We start from the raw sequence: 13,954 nt of genomic DNA, 5'->3' as shown, positions 1-13,954 counted from the left end.
CATGCTGAGCCATCCGTGGATCGTCTACGCGGTCGCCGTTCTGAGCGTCCGGATCGAGAAGGCGCGCAGCGCCCCCACCCGGGGCGCCTCCGCCGTCGAATGGGTCATCATCACGGCCATCATCGCCGGGGTGGCGCTCGGGCTCGCCACCCTCATCAAGGGCCTCGTCGAGGGCAAGCAGGCCGAGATCTCCAACCAGTTCGGCGGCGGGGGCGGCGGGGGCGGGGGCGGCGAACTTGGAGACCCGTGAGCGCGCGCGACGCCGCACCCGAGGAGCCCGAGGAGCCCGAGGAGACCGGGATGCCCGGGACAGGGACGGCGAGCGCGACCGGGAGGGCAGCGCGCGCCCCGGCGCCGGGGACCGTACCGGCGAGCGCGGCGCCACGGTCGTCGAACTGGCGATCATCATGCCGGTGGTGCTGGTCGTCGTCCTGCTCATCGTGCAGTCCGCGCTGTGGTTCCACGGACGCCAGATCGCCGACGCCGCGGCGAGGGAGGGGGCGCGGCTCGCCAGGGTCGACTCCGAGTCCTGGCAGCAGGACGCCGAGTCCCGCGCCCAGGAGCTGATCCGCACCATCGGCCCGAAACTTCTCGAAGGCGCCACGGTCACCGCCTGGGAGGAGGGCGACCAGCGGGGTGTCGAGGTGAGTGCCTCGGCGGTCCAGGTCGTCCCGCTGCTGCCGTCCACCACGTTCACCGTCACCGCGCGCTTCGGCGGTCCCATCGAGTGCTTCCGTCCCGACGACGGGAGCGAAGGATGCGAGTGATCCCCTTGACGTCCGGCGGGGACAGGAACGAGCGCGGGTCGCTCAGCACCGAGACGGTGCTGCTCGCCCCGGTCTTCCTGCTGTTCCTGCTCTTCCTGGTGGGCGCGGGAAGGGTGGTCGAGGCCCAGGGCGAGGTCAACGGCGCCGCCAGGGACGCCGCCAGGGCCGCCTCCGTCGAGCGCACCCTGGCCGACGCCGAGGCCGCCGCGGACGAGGCGGCCCGCGGAGCACTGTCGGGCGAGTGCGAGCCGCAGGTCAGCCTGTCCGGCACGACCTGGGAGGAGGGCGGCCAGGTCCACGCCGAGGTGACCTGCTCCCTGGACCTGGACTTCCTGGGCTTCGGGGCGGCCAAGGACATCAAGGGCGACTCGGTGGTCCCGCTGGAGCAGTTCAGGAGGGTCGAGGAGTGAACCCCGCGCACCCGTCTCCTCCCGCCGCGCCCGGCGAGCGGGGGTCGATGTCGATCTTCACGGTGATCTTCTCGGTGGTGGTGTTCCTGCTGGCCGGGCTGCTCGTCGACGGCGGGGCCGCCATCAACGCCCGGCTGCGGGCGGCCGACGTCGCCGAACAGGCCGCCAGGGCCGCCGCCGACCAGATCGACGTCGAGCACCTGCGTTCCACCGGCCAGGCCCGGCTGCTGGGGGAGGGGGAGTCCTGCGGGCAGGCCGAGGAGATCGTCTCCGCTCACGGCGGCGGCGACGTACAGCTCACGGAATGCACCCTCGGCGGCGGCCAGGGCGAGGTCACCGTGAGCGTCTCCGTCACCTGGAAGGCGTTCTTCCTGGCCGCCTTCGGCTTCCCCGGTTCGGAGATGGAGGCCGAGGCCACGGCCGGGCCGGACGTCGGGGAAGAGCAATTGCCGTGAATCGCCGGCCCACCGGTTGACCGAGGACGAATCCGAACGGGGAGGGAGACGAATGCCAACGCGACAGCCCGTGCGCATCAAGGCCAGGCGCACACCGGGAGACCTGCTGGCCGGCCTCGGCGCGCTCGTCGTCCTGGTCGCGCTCATCGCGGGGGTCCCCTACGCCCTGTTCCGGCTGGCCGGGCCGCCGCTCCCGCCCGAGCTGCTCAACCTCGACCTGCTGACCAGCCAGGTGGGTACGAGCACGATCGTCGCGATCCTCGTGCTGCTGGTCTGGCTCGCCTGGCTGCAGCTGGTGGTCTGCGTGCTGGTCGAGATCTACGCGGGGCTGCGCCGGGTCGGCATGCCGGCCAGGGTGCCGCTGTCGGGCGGCACGCAGATGTTCGCCAACCGGCTGGTCTCGGCTGCCATGCTGCTGTTCACCGTCTCGGCGGTGGCCCTGCCGATCGCGAAGATGACCAGCCTGCCGCCCACCGCTCCCGGCATCGTCTCCACCGGCCTGTCGTCGCCGTCCGCTCCGGCCGCCGACGAGCGGGCCGAGCTGGCGCCCGCACGCAAGGCGAAGAAGGTCTACGTGGTGCAGCCGCCGCACGGGCGCCACCACGAGAGCCTGTGGGAGATCGCGGAGAAGTGCCTCGGCGACGGGCGCAGGTATCCGGAGATCTACCGGCTCAACCAGCACAAGGAACAGCCCGACGGCAGCCGCCTGCACATGGCCGACCTGATCAGGCCCGGCTGGGTCCTGGACATGCCGGACGACGCGCGCAACATCCACATCGTCCCGGCCTCCCAGCCGCGTGACGACACCCTCAAGGACCATCCGGACAAGCCGACGGAGCTGGACGGCCGTACCCAGACCATCACCCCCGGCCGCGCCGACCTTCCCGCGGAGCCCGCGCCCGAGGTCTCCGGCCCCCGAGAAAGGGCCGGGGACAGGATCGGGGCCGAAGGGAGACGGGAGGTCGGCCCGGCGCAGGAACGCGGGGACGGCGCCCGTGACAGTGCCCGTGACAGCGCCCGTGACAGTGCCCGCACCGTGCCCGATGCGGCGGCCGACAGCGGGCGGCAGGACCCCGGGCAGGTGGAGCGGCGAGACCCGGCGGCGGTGGCCGAACCCCCTGACATCGGACAGAACGCCGGGCAGGAGACCGCCCTGGGGATGCTCGACTACCTGGCGGGGGCCTCGCTGGCGGCGGCGGGACTGCTCGCCGCGCTCGGACGCAGGCGCAGGCAGCAGCTCTGGCACCGCGCTTTCGGGCGCCGGATCACCCGACCCAGGGACGACGCCGCCCAGGCCGAACTCGCGCTCAGGCTCGGTGCCGACGCCCCCGGCAGCCGGATGCTCGACGTAGGACTCCGGCTCCTCGGCAGGTCCCTCGCCGCCCAGAACCGCGTCCCGCCCACGATCTACGCCGCCCACCTGTCGCCGCAGACTCTCGACCTGTGGATCCACCCGCCGGACTCCGACGCGCCCGCGCCCTGGACCTCCCACGACGGCGGCCAGGTCTGGCGGCTTCCCGCGCACGAGGGCCGGATGATCGACGAGCGGACGCTCGCCGACGCGCCCGCCCCCTACCCGGGACTGGTCTCGATCGGTTCCAACGGTGAGGGCGGTGAGGGCAGGGTGCTCGTCGACCTGGAGGCCGCCCACGGGCCGATCGGCATCAACGGCCCGCGGACCACCGAGGCCCTGGCCGCGCTCGCCGTGGAGCTGGCCACCAACCGCTGGTCGGACCGGATGCGCCTCACGCTGGTCGGCTTCGGCGAGGAGCTGACCGTGATCGCCTCCGATCGGATCAGATACGTGGGCGCCCTGGCGGAGGTCCTGCCCGAGCTGGAGGCGGGGGCTGGTAAGCGCGATCACGCCGGTGAGGTGCTCACCGGCCGGATCCACGGGCGCGCCGGCGACCCGGTCGCCACGCCGCACTACCTGCTGTCCGCGATCGCCCCGACCCCCGAGGAGGGCCGCCGCCTCGCCCTGCTCGCGAGGAAGGGCGTACGGACCGCGGCCGGGTACGTGATCGCGGGTGACGTGCCGCACGCCACCTGGAACTGGACGATCACCGAGGGGGGCCGCGCCGAGATCGACGCGCTCGGCTTCGACGTGGCCGCGCAGCTGCTGCCCCGGCGCCAGTACCGGGCGCTGATCGACCTGTTCCTCGCGACCGAGCGGCTGGAGGGCGAGCCGCTTTCCGACGAGCCGGAGCCCGTACCGCACACTCCCTCGGTCGAGGTGCGCATCCTCGGTCCGGCCGAGGTCGTCGGCCCCCCGCCGATGGAGGAGGGACGGGCCGTGATCGCCGTCGAGCTCGCCGTCTACCTGGCGACGCACCCCGGTGGCGTCCATCCCGTCGTGCTCGGCGGCATCCTCTGGCCGAGGGGCGTGCAGTCGGTGGTGCGGGACGCCACGATCGCGAGGGTCGTCGCCTGGCTGGGCACCGACAGTCAGGGGCGGCCCAACCTCTACGCCGACGAGTCAGGGCGGCTCAAGCTCGGTCCCGAGGTGCGCACCGACTGGATGCTCTTCCGCGACCTCGTCCGCCGGTCGCACGCCGGCCCCGCCGGGCGTCCCGAGCTCCTTGACCGGGCACTCGGCCTGGTACGGGGCCCGCTGCTGAACGGCCGTCCCCGTGGTCGCTACGCCTGGCTCGCCGCCGACGACCTGGAGTACAACGTGACCGCGGGCGTCGCGGACGCCGCGCACCGGCTCTGCGAGGTGCGCCTGGCCCGAGGCGAGACCGACGAGGCCGTCGCGGCGGTGCGTGCCGGGCTGCTGCTGGCCGCGGACGACGAGGGGCTCTGGCGCGACCTGCTGCGGGCCACCCACCTCACCGCCGACCCCGTCCGCCTGCGCGCCGTGGTCGACGCCCTGCACCGCAGGGCCGAGTCCCATCCCTACGGCGGCGGGATGGCTCCCGAGACCGAGGCCCTCATCGACGAGCTGCTGCCCTCGTGGCGGATGCGCTCGGCCCCGACCGCATGACGGGCCGGGCGGACCCGGCCCGTGCGCCGGACGTCACGCGGTGGCGGGCGGGTGCCGCGCCCGGCGACCGTCGGGCGGGAGGTGTGACGGGTCGTCGTGAGGAGGGCCGCGAGGAGGACGAGGAGAGAGTCATGCCGAATCGCGCATATCGGTGGTTTCGGTGGTCGGGCGCTCCTAGCGTGATCGGTGTGCGTGTCGCGATCGCGCTGGTCGTACTCCTGTCGACGGCCTGCGCCCCGTCGGAGGCCGAGCGGTTCACTCCCGTCGACCTTCCCGCCGAGACCTCCGCGCCGGGCTCCGCCGCGACGGCGCCGACGGCGCCGAGGGTGGAGACGGTCCAGGTCTCCGCAGACGTCCAGGTGGTGGTGGAGTGGCCGGTCACGACCGACGAGGACACCATCGCGATGATCAACACTTTCCGCGACTACCGTGCCGGGTCCTTCCGTTCGGTCGTCACCGGAGGTGAGGACACCGCGTACTACGAGACGGTCCAGGAGGGGGCGAGCATGGACGCGTACGCGTGGGTGAAGGCGTTCCTGGACCAGCGCCGTTCGGTGCGCGGGGTTTCCCGGCTGTACGCGCTGAACGTCGTCTCGGTCACCGGCAGGGGAGCCGAGTTGAACGCGTGCGTGGACGAGACCGGGATGCGACTGCTGGACGCGGAGACCGGGAAGGCGGTCCGCAAGCAGCCCGACTGGGCCAGGCGCCCCTTCCTCCAGGTCGCCGGTCTCCGGCGGGGTGACGACGGGGTCTGGCGGATCAAGCTGCTCCAGCACGCCAAACCTTTCAGTGACGCCTCGAAGGGATGTCATCGATGATCATGAATGTGGTGGTCGCGGGGCTGCTGCTGCTCGGTCCGAATCCCGGTGGCGGCGGTGGTGGCTCCGATGTTCAGGTCCGAGGCAACCAGGACGGGAACACGGCGGGGGTCAGTCTCAAGAACTCCCAGATCATCATCAGCGGGAACGGCCGCGGGGGAAAAAGCGACGGCTACCGGCTCAAGCGGCCCTGCTGGTACGAACCCGCCCAGAACGCCTCAGAGATGCTGGACTTCCAGCAGCGGACCACCCGGGTGGACCCGGGCGCGCCGCAGACCCGGCAGGAGGCACTCAAGCCTTTCGTGGAGAAGCTCGGCGAGGAGGGGCGCTGGTGGACGGTCGCCCACGACTCGTCCGATCCCAACGGGGTGAGCTGCCAGATGGGGCTGGACACCTACGTGTTCGTACCGCCCAACACGACCCCGCCCGCGGGGATCACCATGGCCGAACTGGTCGACATCGCCCGCGCCGCGCTCACCGTCCCCGAGCCGAAGATCGAGCTCAACCCGGACGCCAAGAGCTACGTCAACCTGCCGACCTGGGTCTGGTTGAGCGGTGTCGGCGAGACCACCAGGTCCGTGACCGCGACGCTGCCCGGGATCATGAGCGCCACCGTGACCGCCACCCTGCAGGACATCCAGATCGACGCGGGCACCACCGCGGACCGGGCGGAGGTCAAGGAGGAGTGCGGTCCGGGCGGCAAGCCGTACCAGCAGGGCGCCGAGTTCACCTGCGGCGTCCGCTATCTGCGCTCCTCGATCGACCAGCCGCGTGACGTCTACGTGCTGGAGGTCACCTCGGTCTGGCCCATCGAGGTCGAGGACGACGTGGTGCCCTTCGTCTACGACCCGATCGAGGTGGGGGTGACCCGCGACGTCCCGGTGGGCGAGGTGCAGAGCACGGTGAGAAAGGCCGGTTGACCGTCCGGGGCGATCACCGGGTCCCGGGAGGACCGTCGGCCGTCCCGGGACCCGGCGCGGGGTGCGTCGAGGAGGACCGGTCACGGGCCGGTGGTCGGCCGGTGAGACGCGGAACACGGCGGGGATAGCCGGGTCAGCGGCCCTTCTCGTGGGTTCTGAGCCGTTCGGCGGCCGGTGCCCCCTCGTGGGTGAGCAGCCACTGCTTCACCGGGGTGCCGTAGTAGTAGCCGCCGTACCCGCCGGTGGACGGCAGGATGCGGTGGCAGGGGACGAACGGCGCGATCAGGTTCCGCGCGCACGCGGACCCCGCGGCCCTGGCCGCGGTCCTGGGCAGCCCCGCCCGCTCGGCGAGCTCGGCGTAGCTGATCGTGACGCCCGCGGGCACCTGGCGCAGGGCGGCGAGCAGCCGCTGCCGGGTGGGCGTGCCCGGCTGTTCCACCGGAACCGCGTCGAGGGCGGCGAGGTCGCCGTCCAGATAGTCGCGTACCGCCCGCGCCGGCCCGCCCAGGTCGTCGCTGAGAACGAGCCCTTCTGCGCGTACCTCGGGGGAGAGCCGCGCGAACATCTCCTCGGGTCCCGCCGCGGTGAAGCCCGCCGCCAGCAGCACACCCTCGCGGGCGAGCATGGCGAGCGGACCTGCCGGGGTGTCGAGAACCTGTGCCTCTATCATGCCGAGCTCCAAAGGTGCAGCGCGGCGTACGCCCGCCAGGGACGCCACCGCTCGATGTGATCTTCAGGGATGCCGAGGCAGGCCATGGCCCGCCGCAGGCCGAGGTCTCCGCCAGGCCAGGCGTCCGGATCGCGCAGCGCCCGCAGCGCGATGTAACCGCAGGTCCACGGCCCGATGCCGGGAACCTCCAGCAGGGCGGCCACCGCTCGCGCGGGCTCCTGCGCGCCGTCCAGGTCGATCTCGCCGCTCGCCACCCGCGCGGCGAGCGCCTTCAGCGTCGCCACCCGCCGCCCGGTCAGGCCCAGCCCGGCGAGATCGGCCTCGGCGAGCTCCTCCGCGGTCGGGAACAGATGGGGCAGGCCCTGGTCGCCGCCTGCGCGCCCGGCCCTGGCCGCGACGCGGCCCAGGATGGTACGGGCACCGGCGACGGAGATCTGCTGGCCGACCACGGCGCGGACGGCCATCTCGAAACCGTCCCAGGCGCCGGGCACGCGCAGACCGGGGCGGGCGGCGACGAGCGGAGCCAGCGAGGTCTCGCCGAGGGCGGAGGAGATCGCCTCGGGGTCCGCGTCGAGGTCGAGGAGGCGGCGGCAGCGGGCGACGATCCTGGCCAGGTGGCGGGTGTCGTCGACGCTCACCTCCAGCCGTACGTGGCCCGGCACGGGGGTGAGGGTGATCGTTCCGCCGGGGACGGCCCGGCGGTAGGAGGTGCCGTCCCCGTGCTCCAGCCCCGGGATCGCCCTCGCCGCCAGGAACCGCATCAGAGTCTCGGCGTCGTAGGGCTCCCTGCGGTGCAACCGCAGGGTGAGCGCGTCGCCGCGTATCTCCGGCCTCGCCCCCGTCGTCGCCCGCAGCTCGCCGGGGGTGAAGCCGTAGGTGTCCTTCATGGTCGCGTTGAACTGCCGTACGCTGCCGAAACCCGAGGCGAACGCCACGTCGACGATCGGCAGCCCGGTCTCGGTGAGCAGCTGCTTGGCCAGCAGCAGGCGCTTGGTCCTGGCCACGGCGAGCGGGCCCACGCCGATCTCCGCGGTGAACAGCCGGTGCAGATGCCGTCCGGTGATGTGCAGCCGCCCGGCCAGCCGGGTCATCCCGCCGTCGTCCGCCACCCCCTCGTCGATCAGCCGGAGCGCCCGGCCGACCAGGTCGCCCCGGTGGTCCCAGCCGGGATCGCCGGGGCTCAGCTCGGGCCGGCACCGCTTGCACGGCCGGAACCCGGCCGCCTCGGCCGAGGCCGCGTGGCGGTAGAACCGCACGTTGCGGGTGGAGGGGGTGCGTGCCGGGCAGATCGGCCGGCAGTAGATGTTGGTGGAGGTGACCGCCGTGTAGAACCGCCCGTCGAACCGGGCGTCCCTCGCGGCCACCGCGCGGTAACAGGAGTCGAAGTCGAGCTCTCTCACGGACACGGTGACGACGCTACCCGCGGCTCAGGGGGGACGGCTGGCGGGAATCGGACCTGGCCGTGGGGGCCCGTCGCGCCGGGGCCGGGACGGTCCACCGGGGGCCGGGAACCGGCCGCGGCAGTCGTCGCGACACAGGCCGGGGACCGGACGGTCCGGCGGAGGTCACTTGGAGGAGACGCCGACGCCGATCTCGAACTCCCGGTAGACGCGGGCCCAGAATCCGTCGCGGAGCCAGACGCGCGCCTCGGGGTACGGGCGCAGCGAGTGGCCCAGCTCCTTCTCCGCCTCGATGAGCAGCTCGGTGTCGATCACCGTGGGCAGGATCGGCCCCGGCAGCAGGTCGCGGATGTTGTCGCGGCCGCGGGTGAGGATCCACTTCTGGGCGACGTGCTCGCCGACCTCCTCGACGCGCGGGCGGCTCGGCCCCAGCTTGGTGACCTGGCCCACGGGGGCCTTGGGCTTGGCGGCGGTGCGCCCGGCGAAGACCTGGGCGGGGGAGGGGGCGATCGGGGGCACCGGCACGGGGACCGGTGCGGGGGCGCGGCTGAAGTAGGAGCGCAGGAAGTCGGCGCTGATGATCTCGACGGTGTCGGACTCCCAGACCAGGCGTTCCGCCTGGTTGGTGCCGTAGGGGGGCTCCACGCCCCACAGGTGGATCCGCACCCCGTAGGCCTGGGCGGCCTCGACGGCGGGGACCATGTCCTCGTCCCCGGCGAGCAGTATCGTGTCGCTCACCGCGTGGTGCCTGGCCAGCGCCTCCAGGTCGCTCCTGATCTGCGCGTCCACGCCCTTCTGCTGGCCTCGCGCGTTCAGGTTGCCCAGGCGCACCTTGACCCAGGGGAGCTGGGCGATGACCCGCTGGTCGACGGTCGGCACCCGGTCGCGGGCGGCGTCGTACCAGTAGATCCGGAGCAGCTCGCCGTGGATGCGCTCCTCGGCGTGCTTCTGCAACGCCTGGATCAGCTCGTCCGCCGCCACCCGGTATTCCTTGCGCTCCTTGGCGCCCAGGAGCACCTCCCCGGCCGCCGCGTACAGATAGCCGACGTCGACCAGGACGGCGTACTTCGCGGCGATGGGATGTGATGTGAGGTCCAGGATGCTCATGTCGTCCTCCAGGCCTCGGAACTAGCTGATCGGCTGACTATATGCGCCCATTTCTTAGATGGTCCCAACTCTCGCGCAACTTGACACCCCGTTCCTTGGATCTATCTCGGCAGCGCGCTGGATCGCCACGCGCCTTGTCCGACAGGAAGTGCTTTTCGCATGCGATCTGAGGGATTGCTCCAGGATTTCGAGGTCTGCGGGGTTTTTCGCACCGGATTCGCCGGTGTGGCAAGCGCCGAGAGGGCGATCACCACCGCGGCGATCTCCTCGGGGGTCGCGTCCCCCTTAATGATCTTCAGGTGTCTCATAGCGGGATGTTCCCGTGCTTCTTCGGGGGCAGGGTCGCGCGCTTGCCACGCAGGGCCCGTAGCGCCTTGACGATCTGGACGCGGGTGTCTGAAGGGCGGATCACGGCGTCCACATACCCACGTTCGGCCGCGAGATACGGGTTGGCGAGAGTGTCTTCGTACTCGGTCACGAACCTGGCCCGCGCGGCGTCCGGCTCCTCGGCCGCGGCCAGCTCGCGCCGGTAGAGGATGTTGACCGCGCCCTGCGCGCCCATCACCGCGATCTGCGCGGTCGGCCAGGCCAGGTTGATGTCGGCGCCCAGGTGCTTGGACCCCATGACGTCGTACGCCCCGCCGTACGCCTTCCTGGTGATGACCGTGACCAGGGGCACGGTCGCCTCCGCGTAGGCGTAGAGCAGCTTGGCGCCGCGCCGGATGATCCCGTTCCATTCCTGGTCGGTGCCCGGCAGGAATCCGGGAACGTCGACGAATGTCAGTACGGGAATGTTAAAGGCATCGCAAGTACGAACGAATCTCGCGGCTTTCTCGGAGGCCGCGATGTCCAGCGTTCCGGCGAAACTCATCGGCTGGTTGGCGACGATCCCCACGGAGCGTCCCTCGACCCTGCCGAAACCCACGAGGATGTTCGGCGCGAATTGCGCGTGCACCTCCAGGAATTCGCCGTCGTCGAGGACGTGTTCGAGAACCGTCCGCATTTCGTAGGGCTGGTTCGCCGAGTCGGGGATGAGCGTGTCGAGCTCGCGGTCGGAGTCGGTGGTCTCCAGCGGCGGATCGGCGTCGAACGCCGGTGCCTCGTCCATGTTGTTGGACGGCAGGTACGACAGCAGCGCCCTGGCGAAATCCAGGCAGTCGGCCTCGTCGGACGCCTCGTAGTGGGCCACACCCGAGCGGGAGTTGTGCGTGTGCGCCCCGCCGAGCTCCTCGAACGTCACCTCCTCGCCGGTGACCGTCCTGATCACGTCGGGGCCGGTGATGAACATGTGCGACTTCTCCGACACCATCAGCACGAAGTCGGTGAGCGCGGGCGAGTAGACGGCGCCGCCCGCGCAGGGGCCCATGACGAGCGAGATCTGCGGGATCACCCCGGAGGCGTGGACGTTGCGCCGGAAGATCTCGGCGTACAGGCCCAGCGAGACGACGCCCTCCTGGATGCGCGCCCCTCCGGAGTCGTTGATGCCGATCACCGGGCAACCGGTCTTCAGCGCGTGGTCCATCACCTTGACGATCTTCTCTCCGAAGACCTCGCCCAGGGACCCGCCGAAGACCGTGAAGTCCTGGGCGAACACCGCCACCGGGCGGTCGTCGACCGTGCCGTACCCGGTCACGACCCCGTCACCGTACGGCCGCTGGCGCTCCAGGCCGAAACTGGTGGACCGGTGCCTGGCCAGCTCGTCGAACTCCACGAAGCTGCCCTCGTCGAGGAGGGCGAGCACCCGCTCCCTCGCGGTCATCTTCCCGGCGGCGTGCTGCTTCTCGACGGCTCGTGCCGAACCCGCGTGGGCCGCCTCACCCAGGCGGCGCTCAAGATCGGCCAGCTTGCCGGCCGTCGTGTGGATGTCGGGTCCGGAATCCAGCGGTTCGGCGCTCAGGGGCTCGCTCATTCCAGCAGGGTAACCGTCCGCTCACATCGCGAACCATCGGGGGCGATCGTTCGTTTCCTCCCTGCGAGTGAACCGAAGTGGACTGATCGGTCAAGCTGGGGGAAGGGCGGCGCCATGGCAGATATCACGGAGGCGGTAAGAACACGGGGGCTGGTCAAGAGATTCGGGCAGCAGGTCGCCGTGGGAGGTGTCGACCTGGTCGTGCCACAGGGCGGTTTCGCCGGGCTTGTCGGACCCAACGGGGCGGGGAAGACCACCACCCTCAGCATGGTCACCGGCCTGCTCCGCCCCGACGACGGCTCGGTCCACATCGGTGGCGCCGACGTCTGGCGTGACCAGGTCGCGGTCAAGGCCCGCATCGGGGTGCTCCCCGAGGGATTACGCCTGTTCGAGCGCCTGTCGGGCAGGGAGCTGCTCTCCTACAACGGCCAGCTCCGCGGCATCCCCAAGGCCGAGGTGGACCGGCGGGCGGAGGAGTTGCTGAACGTCATGGCCCTCACCGGCTCGGCGGACAAGCTCGTCGTCGACTACTCCACCGGCATGCGCAAGAAGATCGGCCTGGCCGCGGCGCTGCTGCACAACCCCGACGTGCTCTTCCTCGACGAGCCGTTCGAGGGCGTCGACCCGGTCAGCGCCAACACCCTCGTCGAGGTGCTCAGGCGCTACACCGCCTCCGGCTCGACGGTGGTCTTCTCCAGCCACGTGATGGAGCTCGTCGAGCGCCTGTGCGACTGGGTCTCGGTGATGGACCGCGGGCGGATCGTCGCCCAGGGGCCGCTGGACGAGGTGAGGGCGGGCCGCAGTCTCAACGAGGCGTTCCTCGCCCTGGTCGGGGCGAGGGGCGACGGCGATCCGGCGGGAAGGGAGGGCCTGTCGTGGCTGGGCGCGACTCCCTCGTGAACGCCGGGACCGTACGGGTGGGGCCCATGGTGTTCGTGCGGCTCAAGCTGCGGCTCGTCGCGGGAAACCTGCGGGGCAGCACCCAGCGCCTGCTGGGGTTCGTCTTCACGACGATCGCCGCGCTCCTCTTCGGCACCGTCGGCTTCCTGATGATGTCCTCGCTGCGCCTCGCGTCCGCCGACGTCGCCGTGGAGACCGTGACGGTGCTGTTCACCGTCTTCCTGGTGGGCTGGGCGATCGTGCCGCTGCTGGCGTTCGGGGTGGACGACACGCTCGACCCGTCGCGCCTCGCCCTGTTCCCGCTGCGGACCGGCCAGCTCGTCACCGGCATGTTCGCCGCCTCGATCACCGGCGTGTGGCCGCTCGCCTCGCTCGCCGTGACGGCGGGGGCGGTGGCCGGTCTGGCCACCGGGATCGGCGGGGTGCTCCTGGGCGCGGTCGTGGTGCTGCTCCACTTCGCGCTCTGCGTCATGCTCTCCCGGCTGGTCACCACGTCGCTGTCGGGGATCCTGCGCACCCGCAGGGGCCGCGACGTGCTCGCCGTCTCGGTGGTCTTCATCGTCCTGGCGGCCCAGCTGCCCAACCTGCTGATCAACGGCGGCGTGTCGGCCGATCCCAGGGCCGTGCTGCACGCCCTGGCCTCGGCGCTGAGCTGGACCCCCTCCGGTGTCGCGGCCCGCTCCATCGCCGACGGCGGCCTGACGGCGCTCGCCGGGGCGGCCCTGCTCGCGCTCCTGATCGCCGGGGCGGGGTGGCTGTGGATCGCGGCGCTGCGCCGTGCCCTGGTCACCCCCGACGCCTCCACCCAGGGCGCGTCGGTGCGCAACTCCCGTGGCCTGCCGGCGAAGGTCCTGCCCGACGGCCCGCTCGCCGCGGTCGTGGGCAAGGAGTTCAGGTACGCCAGGCGCGACCCGCGAGGCAGGGTCGGCTGGTTCGCCGCCATCGCGGTCACCGGCGTGATGGCCTTCTCCATGTACGGGGACGGCGAGGGCGCGGCCGGGGGCGTCCTCGCGATCGCGCCCGCCTGCATCGGCGCGGTGATGATCAGCATCCAGTGGTGCAACGCCTTCGGTATCGACGGCCGTTCCCTGTGGATGAACGCCGTCGCCTACGGCAGCGACCGCGACTGGCGTACCGACATCGCCGGGAGGCACCTCGCCGTGGCGACGATCGCGGTCCCGCTGCTGCTCCTGCTCGCCGCGGTCGCGGCGCTGCTCTCCGGGGACGTCGGGTGGGTGGTCCCCGCCGCGCTCACCGCCTGGGGCGTGCTGGGGGCCGGGCTCGGCGTGGGCGCGCTGACCAGCGTGCTGGTGCCCTACACCGTGCCCGAGCGCCTGAACGCCTTCACCGGCGCGGCCCCCGGCCAGGGCGGCATCGCCTTCGTGGCGTCGTTCGGCGCGCTGATCTGCACCGGCCTGCTCGCGCTGCCGATCGTCCTGCCGGTCCTGCTCGGCCTCACCTGGGTCAGCGCGCTCGCGGTGCCGTACGGGCTGCTGCTCTCCTGGGGCGGCCGCAGGATCGCGGGAAAGATCGCCTTCGCCAGGTATCCGGCGCTCCTGCAGGCGACCTCCGTCGCCACCTGACGCCCCCGCGCCTCCCCTCCTGGCCGTACGCG

14 protein-coding genes are annotated in these 13,954 nt (G+C 71.9%); 9 read left to right on the top strand and 5 right to left on the bottom strand.

The features are described 5' to 3' along the window. The first annotated feature begins 1 nt into the window (after position 1). The 7 genes from AB0B90_RS01170 to AB0B90_RS01140 all read left to right on the top strand — a co-directional run bounded on the left by AB0B90_RS01170 (position 2) and on the right by AB0B90_RS01140 (position 6,353). A complete protein-coding gene (locus AB0B90_RS01170) occupies positions 2–250 on the top strand; it encodes a hypothetical protein (RefSeq protein ID WP_350946399.1) in 249 nt (82 codons plus the stop codon). Further along, a complete protein-coding gene (locus AB0B90_RS01165) occupies positions 237–767 on the top strand; it encodes a TadE family protein (protein ID WP_362920145.1) in 531 nt (176 codons plus the stop codon). Before AB0B90_RS01170 ends, AB0B90_RS01165 begins: the two co-directional genes overlap by 14 nt. Further along, entirely contained in the window at positions 764–1,177 is a 414-nt protein-coding gene (locus tag AB0B90_RS01160) for a TadE/TadG family type IV pilus assembly protein (protein ID WP_350946401.1), read from the top strand. Before AB0B90_RS01165 ends, AB0B90_RS01160 begins: the two co-directional genes overlap by 4 nt. Further along, complete coding sequence (locus tag AB0B90_RS01155; protein ID WP_350946402.1) at positions 1,174–1,632, top strand: flp pilus-assembly TadE/G-like family protein; 459 nt, start codon at positions 1,174–1,176, stop codon at positions 1,630–1,632. Before AB0B90_RS01160 ends, AB0B90_RS01155 begins: the two co-directional genes overlap by 4 nt. Positions 1,633–1,684: 52 nt before the next feature. After that, positions 1,685–4,615: a hypothetical protein gene (locus AB0B90_RS01150; protein WP_362920143.1), complete on the top strand. Its 2,931-nt coding sequence runs from the start codon at positions 1,685–1,687 to the stop codon at positions 4,613–4,615. Between the two features lie 188 nt (positions 4,616–4,803). Continuing rightward, on the top strand, positions 4,804–5,433 hold the full coding sequence (locus AB0B90_RS01145; RefSeq protein ID WP_350946404.1) for a hypothetical protein: 630 nt from the start codon (positions 4,804–4,806) through the stop codon (positions 5,431–5,433). Then, positions 5,430–6,353 (top strand): hypothetical protein, encoded by a 924-nt coding sequence (locus AB0B90_RS01140; RefSeq protein WP_350946405.1) that lies wholly within the window; start codon positions 5,430–5,432, stop codon positions 6,351–6,353. The genes AB0B90_RS01145 and AB0B90_RS01140 overlap by 4 nt, the downstream gene beginning before the upstream one ends. A 133-nt stretch (positions 6,354–6,486) precedes the next feature. Here the strand turns inward: AB0B90_RS01140 and AB0B90_RS01135 are convergent, their stop codons facing one another. From AB0B90_RS01135 to AB0B90_RS01115, 5 genes are all read right to left on the bottom strand, one after another. Then, positions 6,487–7,023, bottom strand: a complete 537-nt coding sequence (locus tag AB0B90_RS01135; RefSeq protein ID WP_362920141.1) for a methylated-DNA--[protein]-cysteine S-methyltransferase — start codon at positions 7,021–7,023, stop codon at positions 6,487–6,489. Then, positions 7,020–8,429, bottom strand: coding sequence for an AlkA N-terminal domain-containing protein (locus tag AB0B90_RS01130; RefSeq protein ID WP_362920139.1), 1,410 nt, complete (start codon positions 8,427–8,429; stop codon positions 7,020–7,022). The genes AB0B90_RS01135 and AB0B90_RS01130 overlap by 4 nt, the downstream gene beginning before the upstream one ends. Positions 8,430–8,588: 159 nt before the next feature. Beyond that, positions 8,589–9,530: an NYN domain-containing protein gene (locus AB0B90_RS01125; RefSeq protein ID WP_350946408.1), complete on the bottom strand. Its 942-nt coding sequence runs from the start codon at positions 9,528–9,530 to the stop codon at positions 8,589–8,591. A gap of 101 nt (positions 9,531–9,631) precedes the next feature. Next, on the bottom strand, positions 9,632–9,838 hold the full coding sequence (locus AB0B90_RS01120; RefSeq protein WP_350946409.1) for an acyl-CoA carboxylase subunit epsilon: 207 nt from the start codon (positions 9,836–9,838) through the stop codon (positions 9,632–9,634). Beyond that, positions 9,835–11,439 carry an acyl-CoA carboxylase subunit beta gene (locus tag AB0B90_RS01115; protein ID WP_350946410.1) on the bottom strand — a complete coding sequence of 535 codons (1,605 nt, stop codon included), beginning with the start codon at positions 11,437–11,439 and terminating at the stop codon, positions 9,835–9,837. Before AB0B90_RS01115 ends, AB0B90_RS01120 begins: the two co-directional genes overlap by 4 nt. Before the next feature lie 114 nt (positions 11,440–11,553). On the opposite strand from AB0B90_RS01115, the gene AB0B90_RS01110 reads away from it, so the two are divergent. After that, on the top strand, positions 11,554–12,339 hold the full coding sequence (locus AB0B90_RS01110) for an ABC transporter ATP-binding protein (RefSeq protein WP_362920136.1): 786 nt from the start codon (positions 11,554–11,556) through the stop codon (positions 12,337–12,339). Continuing rightward, entirely contained in the window at positions 12,315–13,922 is a 1,608-nt protein-coding gene (locus AB0B90_RS01105) for a hypothetical protein (RefSeq protein WP_362920134.1), read from the top strand. The genes AB0B90_RS01110 and AB0B90_RS01105 overlap by 25 nt, the downstream gene beginning before the upstream one ends. The last annotated feature ends 32 nt before the right edge of the window (positions 13,923–13,954 follow it).

Source organism: Streptosporangium sp. NPDC049078 (assembly GCF_040648855.1).
In the GTDB taxonomy this organism is placed as follows: domain Bacteria; phylum Actinomycetota; class Actinomycetes; order Streptosporangiales; family Streptosporangiaceae; genus Streptosporangium.
The sequence above is the reverse complement of the archived record's forward strand: the minus strand, read 5'-3'. Positions and strand labels throughout refer to the sequence as shown.